A 15,268-nucleotide genomic window follows, 5' to 3' on the forward strand; every position below is an offset into this window, starting at 1 on the left:
AAAATTATTCGAAGCTTATTTATCTCCATCTTTTTTCTTTTTAAAAATCAGGTCAATTCCCTTTCCGATGGAGGATTCAATTCCTTTTGCTATGGGCGCTAATGGAATGCCATCATATTCATTTTCCTGATATGCATTATTTTGCTCCGGATAAATAATGATTTTATTATTCTCATCGAAATATTTTTCCAATTTATAGGGAATGTTTTCGAGAAAGCTATTATAAGACATTGTTCCCTTTCGGGAAGACACAAAAAACAACAAATCAGTTTTTACAATATTTCTTGATAAAATTAGGAAATCTTCCCAATTTGAAAATTCTTTGAAAGAAGGAATAAAATTAATTTTATTGAGGGTACAAAATTGTTGAATGGATGTATAGGTTTTGTTGCTTCCAAATATTAAAACAGGGATTGAGAGTTCCTGCGACAGATAAATTAACTTCTTTAACCAGGCATTAAAGCCTATTTCCAGTTCGGCAAGAGCCGGTATAATTACAACAATACGCTTATTATAAACAAATGGCTTCGATAAATGGGTAATGAAAATATTTTTATTAATTTTTGTTAATATATTTTCAAATTTATCGCTAATCAGGTTTTCCAAAATTCCATTTTTATGAGGCCAGCCTAATAAAATATAATCAGCCAATATTTCGCGGGTAATTCTTGAAATACCGCTGGAAACATTATGATCAATGGTAGTAACGGTATTAACCTTATTTTCAGTAGCAGATGCCTGTTGTATATATTTTTCTAATTTATTTTTCGATAATATAATATTTTTTTCTGCAGTTTCATCATTAGGAACAACTGTTAAAATAGTAACGGGATTAGCTGATTTTTTGTCTTTAATTAAAATGGCCAAATCCAATATTTTATCAACTGTTTCAACATTTGCAGTAGGTATTAAAATTTGTTCACTGTTCATTACACTCGATTCCAAGATATCAATTTCATTTTTTTCCTTATTCAGCAATATTTTTTTGGAAGCTTTTTCAGTTGCAAATGAAGAAAAAACACATGTCACTAAAATCAGAATAATGGTACCATTTAAAATATTTTCATCAATAATATTAGCTCTGAACCCTACCAAAATAATAGCCAAAGTGGCAGCAGCATGTGAGCTGCTTAAGCCAAAAATAAGTTGGCGCTGCGCTTTTGAGTACTTTAAAAATAATTGTGTAAACCAGGCTGCAAGCCACTTGCCAGATAATGCCACTGCAATTAAGGTACCTGCAACAATTAAAGCAGCCGGTCCATGCGTAATTACACTCACATCAACAATCATTCCCACGGAAATCAGGAAAAAAGGAATAAACAGCGAATTACCCATAAATTCAATCCGGTTCATTAAGGCTGATGAATGTGGAATGAGTTTATTGAGTGCTAAGCCCGCAACAAATGCACCAATAATGGGCTCTACACCAGCTACTTCAGCCAGAAAGGCAGCAAAAAAAACTACAGCCAAAACAAATATATAATGTGAATGGCGTTCACTTTCTAATTCTCTGAAAAACCATTTGGCAATTCGTGGAACCAATAAAAACATGATGACTGAAAAAATAGAGAGCGATACCAGCAACCGTATCCAAAAATCGGAGTTTAATGTTCCTGCATGATTACCCATAATAATGGCTAAAATAATCAGCACTGCAGTATCTGTCAATACCGTTGCCCCCACAGTAATAGCCACCGCCTGATTTTTAGCAATTCCTAATTTGCTGACAATAGGGTATGCTACCAAAGTATGTGTAGAAAACATACTCGCAGTTAAAAAGCTGGCATTTACATCGTATCCCAATAAATAATGACATACCGGAAAACCAATACCCAATGGGATGATAAATGTTAAAAAACCAAACAGGAAACTTTTATTTTTATTGGCCCTAAACTCATTAATATCTAATTCCAATCCTGCTATAAACATGATGTATAGTAAGCCGATGGTTGAAAATAAATCAACAGCCGAATTTTTTTCAAGTACATTAAAACCATGTGGCCCAATAATAACTCCTGAAATAATTAAACCTATAATTCCGGGTATGTTTAATTTTTTTAAAATAATGGGCGATAATAATATTATAAATAATATTAATGAAAATATCAATACAGGATTTTGTAACGGTAATTGAAATTCATGGATAAAATGTTTGAAAAAATCGTTCATAAATTCAAAAATTAAAAGCTAAATGTTAACTGTTTTATTTATTAAAGCAATATAACAGAAAAGTTTTAAATAAAAATTTGGTGATTGCATTTTAACATTCGCGCTATTCTTACTTGAAATTGTTGGTTAAACCCATTTACCCTCAATCATTACCTTATCAACTACCGGCGTTCCAAAATGATAAGGTAAATAAGCAACTGACGGTATGGGTTTGGTGAAGATAAGATTTGCCTTTTTACCAATGGTAATACTACCAACTTCTTTTTCTACCCCCATTGCATAAGCACCATTCAGCGTAGCTGCATTAATGGCTTCTTCGGGTAAAAATTCATTTTGTATGCAGGCTAATGAAACAACAAAATTCATATTACCACTTGGCGATGAACCGGGATTATAATCAGATGCCAATGCCAGCGCACAATTTTCCTGTAACATTTTACGTACCGGTGCATATTGCATTCTTAAAAAAAAGGCTGCAGTAGGCAATACTGTGGCAATTGTATTCGATGCGCCTAAAGCATGAATTGATTTTTCATTCATGGCTTCTAAATGATCAACGGATACGGCTTTGTATTTTACTCCCACTTCTACCCCACCACTAACAGACAGTTGATTTGCGTGCAATTTGGCAGGTAATCCATATTTATCAGCAGCTTCCAGAATTTTTTCTGTATCGCTCACACAAAAAAAATTTTGTTCACAAAAAACATCTACATAATCGGCTAATGTTTCCTGAACAATTTTTGGCAACATTTCTTCTATAATAAGTTTTATATAACCCTGCTTATTATCTCTATACGTGTGTGGAACGGCATGTGCTCCCAAAAAAGTACCTTTCACAGGTATGGGTGCAACCTCTTTCAAACGCCGAATTACCCGTAACATTTTTAATTCATCGGCTACCGTTAATCCATAACCACTTTTTATTTCAATAGCACCTGTACCCAAAAGCATTAATTCCTGCAAACGCTTTAATGTACTTTCAAACAAAACATCCTCAGATGTGGCTTGCAATGCAGCAGCTGAATGTAGAATACCGCCTCCTCTGGCAGCAATATCTGCATAGCTCAAACCATGCAATTTATCTACAAATTCCTGTTCTCTGCTTTTGGCAAATACCAGATGGGTATGGCTATCGCACCAGGTTGGCAATACGGTAGCACCCGCAGCATCATATACGGCATCATATACTTTTTCGGGTAAATCATCCATACATCCGTATGCAGCAATTCTGCCCTTATGAACAACCAAGAAAGCATTTTGAATCATCGGTAACTCAGCCATTGCTTTTCCGCGCAGTAAAGAACACTGTTCACGAACATTCAATAATTGATGTATGTTGGTAATTAACAAATGCATGATTCATTATTTTATCACCATAGGATTAACAAATTCTAAAATAAACATTGTTAAGCTTAAATTGCAGGTTAACAGCTTAAAAATATGATATGTTATGTCCACGTTGTAAGATACCCAAAATATTTGGGATTTTTTGGAATGCTTTCTATGGCTATTTTCAGAATTCCACTGTTTTTTAACAAATCGGTTCATTTTTATAAACTGCTGGGCTGCGGTAAAAATGGCAGTTTCGATTTACAACCCGACTGGCGGCAATGGGCTGTTCTAACCATTTCAAGTGTACAAGAAAATAGAGTTCATCATATAACCCCATTCATTCAATGGTGGTGGCAATTTTTTAAATGTGAATTACTCTGGTTAAAACTGCAACCTATTGAAGGCCGTGGCAAATGGGATAAACAATACTGTTTTGGAAAGTTACCCCAAAAGTCGGAATATGAGGGCCCGATTGCCATATTAACAAGAGCTACCATTCGTAGCAGAAAAGTAAAACGATTTTGGCAACATGTAGATGCTGTTTCAGCAGAAATGCAACAGGCACAGGGATTAATTACTTCTATTGGCATTGGAGAGATGCCTTGGTTCAGAGGTGCAACATTAAGTGTTTGGGAAACAAAAGCACACATGCGCTCATTTGCCTATTCACAACCTTTTCATCAAGAGGTAATTGTGAAAACCAGAAAAGAAAACTGGTATGCAGAAGATATGTTTGTACGTTTTATACCTTTAGCTGCTGAAGGAACTTTGCAGGGCATTGATCCTTTCATCGGAAAATTGTAACTTGCACCTCAATGAATAGAACTTTTAGAAACATATTACCCTACATTATTCATTTTGCCTGGCTTTACGCCGGTCTAAATGCAATGCCTGATCATTAGCTTGGCAGCTATATACTTCCCATATTTTTTTGATTATAACAACGGATTACCACTTGTGTCTTTCCGTATTCCTCATTACTTATAACATAAAATTTTTTGTATATGCAAAATGCGCAAAGTTTATTTGTAAACTCTGAAATTGGTACCCTAAAACGATTATTGGTTCATAGTCCGGATAGCGGTTTGGGGAAAGTAGTTCCTTCAAAAGCGCAGGACTGGCTATTTGAAGATATTGTACATCTAAACACCATTCGGAAAGAAGAATATGATTATTACACCAAAATATTGCTGCTTTTTTTAGATCCCGAAAAAATAAAGGATAAACTTCCTGAAATTGATGCAGAAAAAGCCAACCGAAGTTTTTATAAACCGGATAATCCTGCCTTCTTCAAATCGGATAAAGTAATTGAATTAGAATGGTTACTGGCTGAAATTTTACTGAACGATGCAATTAAACACAGCTTAGTTGCTTCGGTTTGTGCCATAGAGGGTTGCACTTTTAAAACACAGAATGCATTAATGGATTATGATGCAGTTGCATTAGCCAAAACATTTATCAGCGGTTCAGCAAAAAACAAAGAAATGCTGTTTGCACCCATACCCAATTTTATTTTTACACGAGATATTGGCATTACTATTAAAGATCATGTTTTATTGAACAAACCTGCTAAAAAAGCAAGAACCAGAGAAGCTTTGCTGGCGAAATATATTTTCTTTAACCATCCATTTTTTAAGGCATACCAGCAGAATATCATTGAATTAACCGATACCTATCAAAATCTTTTATTACCAAAAGAGGAAGATGAGAGAAAAATTACTTTAGAGGGAGGCGATATTATGGTGATCAGTAATGATCATTTACTGGTGGGGGTTAGTGAAAGAACATCGCCGGAAGCAGCAGCTAAAATTGCACATATCGTATTTAAGAAAAACCTGATGGAAAAAGTAACCATCATTAAAATACCCAAAAAACGCGATTACATGCATATTGATACCGTTTTTACACAGGTAAAAAAAAATGTTTGGGTAATGTTGGGTAATTTTTCAAAAAAGGCAGTTTTACATGAAGATGAAGATGCCATTGAACGCACACTGGAACTGAAAAAAGATGAAAAAATAAAGATTAAACAATTCCATAAAAACGATCCGGAAAATAGTGTACATTTCGATAGTCTTGAAGAACTGCTGATAGATATCAGTAAAAACGATTTTCATTGCAGGGAAGCAGATATTAAAATTATTTTTTCGGGCAATAATGAATTTCCTTATAGCGCCAGAGAGCAATGGACAGACTCCTGTAATTTATTGGCTATTAAAGAAGGGGTAGTTTTGGGCTACGACCGAAACGACAAAACCGCCGAAGCATTTAAAGCAGCAGGTTTTCAGGTAATACATGCCAAAGAATTAATTCCACAAATTGTTTCAGGAAAAATTAATACACAACAAATTACGGATACCCTTATTTTAATGCCATCTGCAGAATTATCGAGGGCCAGAGGCGGTTTTCATTGTATGAGCATGCCCTTATTAAGAGAAACAGTTAATGAATAAGTTATGCAAAACACTTCCCATTTATTAATGATACGTCCGGTTAAGTTTTCATTTAATGAACAAACTGCCGTGAATAATGCTTTTCAGCAAAATGATACCAACAATAATGTAGCAGAAATGGCAGCCCGTGAATTTGATGCTTTTGCACAAAAATTACAGGCCAATGGTGTAGATGTTACCATTGTAGAAGATACCCCCGAACCGTATACACCAGATTCAATTTTCCCGAACAACTGGATATCTTTTCATGAAGATGGAAACATTATTTTATATCCCATGTTTGCAGTTAACCGGCGTGCCGAGCGGAAACCACATGTATTGAAAGCCATTGAAAAAAAATTCAGGATTCAAAATAAAATTGATTTAACTGCATTAGAAGCCAACCATCAATTTTTGGAAGGCACAGGCAGTATGGTTTTAGATCGTGATCATAAAATTGCTTATGCCTGTTTATCGCCCAGAACCCACATGAGTGCATTAAACAATTTTGCTGAAAAAACCGGTTTTACAACAGTTGCTTTTCACGCAAACGATCGAAATGGTTTGCCCATTTACCATACCAATGTAATGATGTGTGTGGCAGATCAATTTGTTGTGGTTTGCATGGAAAGTATTACGGATGAAAATGAAAAAAAATTAGTGCGTGATGCCATTCATAAAACGGATAAAAGCATTATCCTCATTAGCTTCCATCAAATGGAACATTTTGCCGGCAATATGTTACAGGTGCAAAACAATAGGGGCGAAAAACTGCTGATTATGTCAACACAGGCCTATGAAAGTTTAACTGCTGACCAAATAAAAATTTTAGAAAATTATAATCGCATCATTCATTCCAGCTTAAATACTATTGAAACAAATGGCGGTGGCAGCGCCAGATGTATGCTGGCAGAAGTGTTTTTACCAGTTCAACAGACACAATAAATAACAACTATTTTAGCTGAGCAGGTTGCACCGGCATTTGCAGCAGGTGCTTAACCTGCTTTTCGCGGTATTGCAAACCCGATAATAATGTGAGTTGTGCGGCACTTAATTGTTGCTGCAATTGTTTGTCAATTGATTTCTGTGCCTGTAATGCAACAAAGTAATCTTGTATAATAATAAGGTCGTGCCAATTGCCGATTGCTTCTTGCAAATTATTAAAATAAGGAAAATGCGCTTCTTCAAAATCATCCCCTTCAATAGCCACCCATCGAATAGCATTCATCCAACGTTTAATTTTTTTTCTGAAGTCGTGCCACTCTTCTATCGTTAAATTTTTTTTCAACTGTTCTTGAATTTCAATTTTCAATTTTTGCATGTATTGTTCGGGTAAAAGCGCATTGGTTTCCTCAACCAAAGGGCCACAAATATCAATCACCTTTTGCAGGGCTTGTTTGTGTTTGGGTATATGTTGTAAAAAAATATGTTGCGAATACAATAAAGAACCTTGTAACCCCAACATGGTTTCTAATTCGTTCATTTTATGCTGCTGCAGCCATTGTTGCAACAATTGTGTTTCACGTAATACCCCGGCTTCATCAAAAACAGAAGCCACTAATTTCGCTGCTTTTTTGATGCGGTGCCTGGGATAAACTGTTTTTAAAAAATGTAAAATGGTTTTGAATTTCTTCAATTCAATCCGCATATCATGCAGTGCAGTGCTGCTGGCAGTTAATTCTACCTCATAAAGATTGTTGAAAACATTCTTTACCCTGAGTGCATAATATTTTTGAAATGGCGATGCCATAAAAATTGAATACCACTTTTATGTAATAAAATAGTTATTACATTGGCACATAAATTTACAACAACGGTTTCATTCCTGCATATTTTATGGCTTGAACTTATCAAACAGCATCATTTTACTGGTATGAAACCTGTTTTTCAAAACTCAACCGGATGGCTGTTTCAAAATCAGTAGTAGTATAACCCAATATTTTTTCTGCTTTTTGAATGTTTAATCCACCTTGTTTTGCTCGCTTTACCGGTTCAGGAAAATCATTTGCTGTTACGGCTTTCAGGGTATGTTTAGGCAATTGCAGTATGTCTGCCATTGTAACTGCCATTTGGTAAGGCGTAATGTAGGTACTGCCGGACAAATGAAATGTACCTGTTGAACCAGTGTCTATAATTTGATGCAAGCCTTTACAAAAATCTACAATGAATGTTGGAGTGCGGTACTGGTCGTTTACAATTGGAAACACTTCCTGCTGTTGAATTTTATCATACACCTGATGCAAAAAATCTTTTCTCACACCTTTTATTTCCGGGCCAAAAACAAAACTCGGCCGCACTACTGTAACCGGTTGGGATGTTTGCAATAAACATAATTCCGCCATTAATTTTGAAGCACCATAAAAATTAAGTGGTTGCTTTACATCTTCTTCCGCATTAGGCCCATTACCCCCGAACATAAAATCGGTTGATATAAATATGAAATGTACAGCCTGATTCAGGTTTGCTGCCTCCATTAAAAGGTGATGTGTTCCCAACAAATTTACCTGCAGACAGGCTTCCTGATTCAATTGGCATTCATCCGGCTTACTCATGGCTGCAGCATGCAATATCACATTGGGCTGATATTGCTCCAATACTTTCCGAATATTTTTTCTATTGGTAATATCCATCGTGGCATAATCATTCGGTATATCAATACTACAAACAGGCTTAGTTCCTGTAGCCACAAAATTTAATTTGTGTTGTAAACAATATTGAATGAAATGTGCACCAATAAAACCGTTGGCACCGGTAATTAAAATTTTCATCACCAATACTACAAAATTAATACATGGATGAAACTATTTTCTGCTATTGCATCATTTTGAAAGAAATATTTTTAACGACAGTATATCCTCCAACGTATTCATATTCTACACATAGAAACACTTCTTAACCCATAATTGGATATGTATATCAATTAATTTGACAAAAATCAAATGATACAGCAAATATGCCATACAAACCAATTTGCCATTATGTTTTGATAAAGAAAAATTTAATACCCCGGGGCTAAATGGTGGTATACCGGTAATTGCTTACTTTTGCACCTTCAAAATAAAAAGCCTTGTGCTTTAAAAATTATTAACAAAACCATTGATAGCCGATAATTTTTTAATTAAAAATGACAGACAAGAAAAAAGTTACGAAAATAGGTGTATTAACATCGGGTGGTGATGCCCCCGGTATGAACGCAGCCATTAGAGCTGTTGTTAGAACGGGCTTATATTATGGCCTGGAAGTATTTGGTATTATGCGGGGGTATAATGGTATGTTGGAAGATGATATTATACCCATGAACAGCAGAAGTGTTGCCAATATCATTCAACGTGGCGGCACCATTTTAAAAACAGCCAGAAGCAAAGATTTTTTTGAAACCGAAGGCAGAAAGAGGGCTTATACCAATTTAAAAAAATATGGCATTGATGGACTGGTGATTATTGGAGGAGATGGAAGTTTTAGAGGCGCGCAACGTTTTGCCAACGAATTCGATATTCCCTGCATAGGTATACCCGGCACTATTGATAAAGATATGGCAGGTACTGATTATACCATTGGTTTCGATACTGCCGTAAATACTGCTGTGGATGCCATTGATAAAATAAGAGATACAATGGATGCACACGACCGTTTATTTATTGTAGAAGTAATGGGCCGTGATGCGGGTTACATTGCTTTACACAGCGGAATTGCAACCGGTGCAGAAAATATTTTAATTCCCGAAACTAAAACTGATATTGAAGAACTCATACATTCATTAACAGAAAAAGAAAAACGGAAAAAATTAGTAAATTTAATTGTTGTGGCGGAAGGTGAAGAATTTGGCGGTGCAGAAGAAATTGCCAAAGTAATTAAAGAAAGAGTGCCCAACGCCGATACCAGGGTATGTATTCTGGGGCATATTCAGCGCGGGGGCGCTCCAAGCTGTCACGACAGACTGGTAGCCAGCCACATGGGCTATTATGCTGTAGAAAGTTTGTTAATTGGCAGGCATAATGTAATGGTGGGTGTTATCAATAATAAAATTCATTATACCCCATTAGATATGGCCGTAAAAGAAAGGCAGGCTATTGGGCAGGAATGGATGAAAATTGTAAAAATTCTTGCATCTTAATTATTTAGCAAAGCAAACAAACCAACTATATGTCTAAAAACATTGACAAGTACCTATACTCAGAAATGAACAAAGAAGCAGGTATTGAACACGCTTATCACAGAACCAAAATTGTTGCAACAGTTGGCCCCGCCTGTAATACTTATGATAAATTGTTGGGCCTCGTTAAATCAGGTGTTAACATTTTTCGGCTTAACTTTTCTCATGGCACACATGAAGATAAACTCGAAATTATTCAATATATCAGAAAAATTAATGCAACACAACCTTATAACATTTCCATTTTAGGCGATTTGCAAGGCCCTAAATTACGCGTAGGCGAAATTGAAAATGGTTCGCTGCAAATTAATCCGGGCGATATACTCACTTTTACTTCAAAAGAAAAAGTAGTAGGTACAAAAGAAAAAATTTATGTATCGTATCCCAATCTGCACAATGATGTGGAGATTGGCAATAAAATTTTAATTGATGATGGCAAGTTGGAAGTGGTAGTAGATTCCATCACTGCTTCCGGCGATGTAAAAGTAAAAGTAACTTATGGCGGAATATTATTACCCAAAAAAGGCGTCAATCTTCCCGATACGAAAATATCCCTTCCTTCCATGACGGAAAAAGATATTACCGATTTTGAATTTATTGTTGACAATGAATTAGACTGGATAGCCCTTTCATTTGTAAGAAAAGCAGAAGATATTATTGACCTGAAAAGAAGAGTGCAGGAAAAGAAAAGCAAAATTAAAGTGATGGCAAAAATTGAAATGCCCTCCGCTTTGGTTGATTTAAGAAATATTATTATTGAATCAGATGGTATTATGGTGGCCAGGGGCGATTTAGGTGTTGAATTACCGGTTGAAAAAGTACCGATGGCACAACGCGATATTATTCGCAAATGCATACACAGAGCCAAGCCCGTTATTGTTGCAACACAAATGATGGAAAGTATGATGGACAGGGTAAAACCCAACCGCAGTGAAATTACAGATGTTGCCAACGCTGTTTTAGAAGGTGCCGATGCAGTAATGTTAAGCGGTGAAACCGCAACAGGTAATCACCCGCAATTGGTGGTGGAAACCATGCGTAAAATTATTACAGAAGTAGAAAATACGGAATACAGATATAACCGCGAAGAAGATTTAAAACCACAGCCCCACTCTCCTTCCTTTTTAAGTGATGCCGTTTGTTACAATGCCTGTAAAATGGCAGAAGATGTAAATGCACAGGCATTGATTGGTATGACGCAAAGTGGTTACACTGCCTTCATGTTGAGCAGTTACAGACCCAGAGCACCATTGTATATTTTTACAAAAGAAAAAACTTTGGTGAACCAATTAAGTTTAAGCTGGGGTGTCAGGGCTTTTCACTATGATGAAGAAGAAAGTTTGGATGATATTATCTTCGATCAAATTAATATTTTAAAACAACGTGGTTTCATAAAACCAAATGATGTGGTAGTAAATACAGGAAGTACACCTGTTGATAAACATTTGCCTACCAACGTATTAAAAGTTACAAAAATTGATTAATAGCAAATCATTCGTTTTTCATAAAAAAAGATTCTTCAAATGAAGAATCTTTTTTATTTTCATAACGCTCAACAAAATAAACTGCCATGCGAAATTTTTTTTGCTTACTCTTCCTGATCCCCATCATTTCTATTGCACAAAACACTGATTCTGCCTGGATTGTACAAAACTACATCAAAAAAGAAGTGTACATTCCTATGCGGGATGGTGTTAAATTATTTACATCTGTTTATATTCCAAAAGATGTTTCAGAAAAACATCCCATTTTAATGACACGCACCCCCTACTCTTGTGCCCCTTATGGCGAAAATGAATTTAGAAAATTTTGGCGTAACCATTATAAAACCTATTTAAAAGAAAATTTTATCATGGTGATACAGGATGTTAGAGGACGCTGGATGAGCGAAGGAGAATTTGTAAATATTCGTCCCTATCTACCCAATAAAAAAAATAAAACAGATATTGACGAAGCATCAGACACCTATGATACCATTGACTGGTTAATACACAACATAAACAATAACAATGGTAACATAGGCGTATTTGGCATTTCTTATCCCGGCTTTTATACCGCTATGGCTGCATTAAGTAATCACCCTGCATTGAAGGCAGTAAGTCCGCAGGCACCGGTTACCGATTGGTTTATGGGGGATGATTTTCACCATAATGGTGCATTCTTTGCCATGGATGCATTTGCTTTTTACTCATCGTTTGGGAAACCGCGACCTAAACCCACTACCGTTGGTCCAACTGCTTTTAATTACCCAATCAAAGATAATTACAGGTTTTATCTTACCACCGGCGCATTACCCAATTTAACCCGTTTATTGGGCGATAGTATTGCATTTTGGAATGATTTGATGAATCACCCCAACTACAATGCCTGGTGGCAGGAACGTAATGATCGGAATTTTATGCAACATATTTTACCCGGAACAGCATCATTGGTGGTGGGTGGATTATTTGATGCAGAAGATTGTTTTGGTGCATGGAATTTATACAAAGCCATTGAAAGCAATGCAAAAAACAATAACAAATTAGTGATAGGCCCATGGTATCATGGCCAATGGGCAAGCGGTAATGGCACACATTTAGGAAATATTTATTTTAATAGCAATACGGCAGACTGGTATGCACAGCATATTGAAATTCCGTATTTTAATTATTACTTAAAAGGAATTGGAACAGTTGATAGTATTGCAGAAGCCAATATATTTTTTAGTGGCGCAAATGAGTGGCACCGTTTCAATGCTTGGCCACCCGATAACACACAACCACAACCTGTTTATTTAGAAAAAAATGGAGTGCTCTCTTTTTTATCTAAAAAAGAAAAAGCCATTAGTTATGATGAATACATCAGTGATCCCGCAAGGCCGGTACCGTATACTGCCGGTATACATGAATACAGAACCAGGGAATATATGGATGATGATCAGCGTTTTGCCGCCACAAGGCCGGATGTTTTGGTATATGAAACACCACCGTTAGAAGAAGACATAACACTTGCAGGGCCGCTTATGGCACATTTAAAAGTAAGTATTTCAACTACCGATGCCGATTTTGTGGTAAAATTAATTGATGCTTTTCCGGAAGATTTTAGTTATACCATACACCAAACCTACCCAATGGGCGGATATGAAATGCTGGTTCGTGGTGAAATTATGCGTGGCAGATACAGAAACAGTTTCGAAAAACCGGAGGCTTTTATACCTAACGTACCCACTATTGTGCAATACACAATGCCCGATGTTGCACACACTTTTAAAAAAGGTCATAAAATAATGATACAGGTACAAAGCAGTTGGTTTCCTTTGGCAGATAGAAACCCACAACAATTTATTGACATATACCACGCAAAAAACAGCGACTTTAAAAAAGCAACCATTCGAGTCTTTCATCACGATTCGTATGTACAGCTTCCTATTTTACCCAATTTTAAATAACAATTGAAGACGATAATATGCTATTCATCCATACTATCCAATTGAATACATCATTACAATTTTTATAAACAACCCATCATGAAAAAAACATTATATCTGTTTCTGCTTTTCGCCACAAAAATGCTTGTAGCCCAAAATGCAAACATTCGCATTATACCGGAACCTGTAAAACTCACCGTTCAAAAAGGCATTTTTACCATTACCCCAAAAACGGCTTTGGTAGTTTCTGATAAAGGCGATTTACATGCTGCAAATTTTTTCAATCAATACCTGAAAAAATATTATCATTTTCAATTACAGATAAAAGAACATCCCACACCCGGCAGTATTACCATCCATACAAAAAAATTCATCAAAGCACCCAATAATCCTGAGTTTTATTCATTCCAATCAAAGCCATCGGGTATTGATATTTCAGGCAATAGCTACGCAGGCAGTTTTTATGGCATTCAAACTTTAATTCAATTATTACCGGTAAATGCTACCGCAAACCAACTCAATATTGCTGCAGTGAATATTGAAGACCAACCACGTTTTACATACAGAGGAATGCATTTAGATGTAGGACGACACTTTTTTTCGGTTGATTTTATTAAAGAATACATTGATTTAATTGCGTTGTACAAAATGAACACCTTCCACTGGCATTTAACCGAAGACCAAGGTTGGAGAATAGAAATTAAACAATATCCTAAACTAACTTCTGTAGGTGCATATCGCAACGGTACCATTATTGGCCATGCGCCGGGTACAGCAAATGATGGTTTAAAATATGGTGATTATTATACCCAGGAACAAATTAAAGAAGTAGTACAATATGCTGCCGATCGTTTTATTACAGTAATACCCGAAATTGAAATGCCCGGGCATGCATCTGCTGCCATAGCTGCTTATCCTGAGTTAAGTTGCTTTCCCGACAAAAATACGCCTACACCCAAAAACAAAAATTTATGGAGTGGCGATACCACCGGCAAACAAGTACAACAAAGCTGGGGTGTGTTTGATGATGTATTTTGTCCGAGTGATTACACCTTTCATTTTCTGGAAAATGTATTAGATGAAATAATGGAATTATTTCCTTCAAAATATATTCATATTGGCGGTGATGAATGTCCCAAAAACTATTGGAAAGCATCGCCATTTTGCCAGCAACTGATGAAGGAAAAAGGAATAAAAGATGAACATGAATTACAGAGCTATTTTATTCAGCGCATTGAAAAATATATTAACAGCAAAGGCCGGCAAATTATTGGTTGGGATGAAATTTTAGAAGGCGGCCTTGCCCCCAATGCCACGGTAATGAGTTGGCGTGGCGAAAAAGGAGGTATTGAAGCTGCCCAACAAAAACACAATGTAATTATGACACCCGGTGCATGGTGTTATTTTGACCACAGCCCCAATAAGCAGGAAGATTCACTTACCATTGGAGGCTATACCCCTGTTCAAAAAGTATACAGTTATGAACCCGTTCCCAAAGAATTAAGTGCGGATGAAGCAAAATATGTTTTGGGTGCACAAGGCAATGTTTGGACAGAATACATGCAATATCCCACAAAAGTTGAATACATGATATTACCGCGGATGAGTGCTTTGAGTGAAGTGCTTTGGAGTCCTGCCAATAAAAAGAATTGGAACAATTTTGAAAATAAATTAATAAAAGATACCAAACGCTATCAGCTATGGCAAGTTCATTTCAACGAAAAATGGAATCAAAATGCAAATTCAAGTAATTAAAAACGCAAACGTTTGCCA

At 36.1% G+C, this 15,268-nt stretch carries 11 protein-coding genes; 7 read left to right on the forward strand and 4 right to left on the reverse strand.

From position 1 onward, the window contains the following. Nucleotides 1-15 precede the first annotated feature (15 nt). Both EO766_RS01465 and hutI read right to left on the reverse strand, forming a co-directional pair. Complete coding sequence (locus EO766_RS01465; RefSeq protein WP_287100636.1) at nucleotides 16-2,169, reverse strand: cation:proton antiporter; 2,154 nt, start codon at nucleotides 2,167-2,169, stop codon at nucleotides 16-18. Between the two features lie 126 nt (nucleotides 2,170-2,295). Next, nucleotides 2,296-3,528, reverse strand: coding sequence for an imidazolonepropionase (gene hutI, locus EO766_RS01470; protein WP_287100637.1), 1,233 nt, complete (start codon nucleotides 3,526-3,528; stop codon nucleotides 2,296-2,298). Nucleotides 3,529-3,675: 147 nt separating this feature from the next. Here hutI and EO766_RS01475 point away from each other — a divergent pair, with 147 nt between their 5' ends. The 3 genes from EO766_RS01475 (at nucleotide 3,676) to ctlX (ending at nucleotide 6,881) form a co-directional block, all read left to right on the forward strand. Then, the gene (locus EO766_RS01475; protein WP_287100638.1) at nucleotides 3,676-4,308 is read left to right on the forward strand and encodes a spheroidene monooxygenase; all 633 of its coding nucleotides are present in this window, start codon (nucleotides 3,676-3,678) and stop codon (nucleotides 4,306-4,308) included. 200 nt (nucleotides 4,309-4,508) lie between these two features. Continuing rightward, complete coding sequence (locus tag EO766_RS01480) at nucleotides 4,509-5,957, forward strand: arginine deiminase family protein (protein WP_287100639.1); 1,449 nt, start codon at nucleotides 4,509-4,511, stop codon at nucleotides 5,955-5,957. 3 nt (nucleotides 5,958-5,960) lie between these two features. Next, nucleotides 5,961-6,881 carry a citrulline utilization hydrolase CtlX gene (ctlX, locus tag EO766_RS01485; protein ID WP_287100640.1) on the forward strand — a complete coding sequence of 307 codons (921 nt, stop codon included), beginning with the start codon at nucleotides 5,961-5,963 and terminating at the stop codon, nucleotides 6,879-6,881. 7 nt (nucleotides 6,882-6,888) lie between these two features. Here ctlX and EO766_RS01490 read toward each other — a convergent pair whose 3' ends face one another. Together EO766_RS01490 and EO766_RS01495 are read right to left on the reverse strand one after the other, a co-directional pair. Further along, nucleotides 6,889-7,686, reverse strand: a complete 798-nt coding sequence (locus EO766_RS01490; protein WP_218331010.1) for a CHAD domain-containing protein — start codon at nucleotides 7,684-7,686, stop codon at nucleotides 6,889-6,891. Nucleotides 7,687-7,801: 115 nt separating this feature from the next. Then, nucleotides 7,802-8,704 (reverse strand): SDR family oxidoreductase, encoded by a 903-nt coding sequence (locus tag EO766_RS01495; RefSeq protein WP_287100641.1) that lies wholly within the window; start codon nucleotides 8,702-8,704, stop codon nucleotides 7,802-7,804. Nucleotides 8,705-9,060: 356 nt separating this feature from the next. Here EO766_RS01495 and pfkA point away from each other — a divergent pair, with 356 nt between their 5' ends. The 4 genes from pfkA to EO766_RS01515 all read left to right on the forward strand — a co-directional run bounded on the left by pfkA (nucleotide 9,061) and on the right by EO766_RS01515 (nucleotide 15,250). After that, entirely contained in the window at nucleotides 9,061-10,050 is a 990-nt protein-coding gene (gene pfkA, locus EO766_RS01500; RefSeq protein ID WP_218331008.1) for a 6-phosphofructokinase, read from the forward strand. Nucleotides 10,051-10,079: 29 nt separating this feature from the next. Further along, nucleotides 10,080-11,573 (forward strand): pyruvate kinase, encoded by a 1,494-nt coding sequence (gene pyk / locus EO766_RS01505; RefSeq protein ID WP_218331007.1) that lies wholly within the window; start codon nucleotides 10,080-10,082, stop codon nucleotides 11,571-11,573. Between the two features lie 86 nt (nucleotides 11,574-11,659). After that, the gene (locus EO766_RS01510; protein ID WP_074421265.1) at nucleotides 11,660-13,516 is read left to right on the forward strand and encodes a CocE/NonD family hydrolase; all 1,857 of its coding nucleotides are present in this window, start codon (nucleotides 11,660-11,662) and stop codon (nucleotides 13,514-13,516) included. A 78-nt stretch (nucleotides 13,517-13,594) separates the two neighbouring features. Next, on the forward strand, nucleotides 13,595-15,250 hold the full coding sequence (locus tag EO766_RS01515) for a beta-N-acetylhexosaminidase (protein WP_074421266.1): 1,656 nt from the start codon (nucleotides 13,595-13,597) through the stop codon (nucleotides 15,248-15,250). Nucleotides 15,251-15,268: the final 18 nt, after the last annotated feature.

Source organism: Hydrotalea sp. AMD, assembly GCF_004100315.1.
Classification (GTDB): domain Bacteria; phylum Bacteroidota; class Bacteroidia; order Chitinophagales; family Chitinophagaceae; genus Hydrotalea; species Hydrotalea flava.

Coding starts and splice junctions, on each gene's coding strand:
- hutI (WP_287100637.1), bottom strand. CDS start 3,528: ATGCATTTGTTAATTACCAACATACATCAATTATTGAATGTTCGTGAA.
- EO766_RS01510 (WP_074421265.1), top strand. CDS start 11,660: ATGCGAAATTTTTTTTGCTTACTCTTCCTGATCCCCATCATTTCTATT.
- pfkA (WP_218331008.1), top strand. CDS start 9,061: ATGACAGACAAGAAAAAAGTTACGAAAATAGGTGTATTAACATCGGGT.
- EO766_RS01475 (WP_287100638.1), top strand. CDS start 3,676: ATGGCTATTTTCAGAATTCCACTGTTTTTTAACAAATCGGTTCATTTT.
- EO766_RS01480 (WP_287100639.1), top strand. CDS start 4,509: ATGCAAAATGCGCAAAGTTTATTTGTAAACTCTGAAATTGGTACCCTA.
- EO766_RS01495 (WP_287100641.1), bottom strand. CDS start 8,704: ATGAAAATTTTAATTACCGGTGCCAACGGTTTTATTGGTGCACATTTC.
- EO766_RS01515 (WP_074421266.1), top strand. CDS start 13,595: ATGAAAAAAACATTATATCTGTTTCTGCTTTTCGCCACAAAAATGCTT.
- ctlX (WP_287100640.1), top strand. CDS start 5,961: ATGCAAAACACTTCCCATTTATTAATGATACGTCCGGTTAAGTTTTCA.
- pyk (WP_218331007.1), top strand. CDS start 10,080: ATGTCTAAAAACATTGACAAGTACCTATACTCAGAAATGAACAAAGAA.
- EO766_RS01490 (WP_218331010.1), bottom strand. CDS start 7,686: ATGGCATCGCCATTTCAAAAATATTATGCACTCAGGGTAAAGAATGTT.
- EO766_RS01465 (WP_287100636.1), bottom strand. CDS start 2,169: ATGAACGATTTTTTCAAACATTTTATCCATGAATTTCAATTACCGTTA.